We start from the raw sequence: 436 nt of genomic DNA, 5'->3' as shown, positions 1-436 counted from the left end.
TTGGACATATCTGGGAAACGTGGACCAAATTCTTCCAAGTTTTCGCCAATCAATGGATTTTGGCCAGTCATGTTGATGTGGTCTGTAATGGCCATAAGGGTACCTGGACCGTAGCCAATACCACCTGCGGCATTAGTAACAATCACTCCTTCACAACCAAGAGCTTTCATGACACGGACTGGGAAAGTCACGACTTCCATCGGATTTCCTTCGTAGAAATGGAAACGACCTTGAAGAGCTAAGACCTTACGTCCTGCCAAATCACCGTAAACCAACTTACCAGCATGACCAACAACTGTTGATTTACCCCAGTTTGGAATATCTGCATAGTCGATGACAATAGCATTTTCAACTTCTTGGGCCAATTCACCCAAGCCAGAACCCAAAATCAAACCGAATTCAGGTTTTACCAAACCTTTTTCTTCCAAGAACGTTT

1 pseudogene is annotated in these 436 nt (G+C 44.0%); it reads right to left on the bottom strand.

Features of this window, described 5'->3' with window-relative positions:
* Window positions 1-428 (bottom strand): annotated as a pseudogene (locus tag C1G53_RS09055) (purine-nucleoside phosphorylase); the annotation flags it as partial.
* Between the last annotated feature and the right edge of the window lie 8 nt (window positions 429-436).

It is taken from the genome of Streptococcus suis (assembly GCF_002960445.1).
In the GTDB taxonomy this organism is placed as follows: Bacteria; Bacillota; Bacilli; order Lactobacillales; family Streptococcaceae; genus Streptococcus; species Streptococcus hyiners.
The sequence above is the reverse complement of the archived record's forward strand: the minus strand, read 5'-3'. Positions and strand labels throughout refer to the sequence as shown.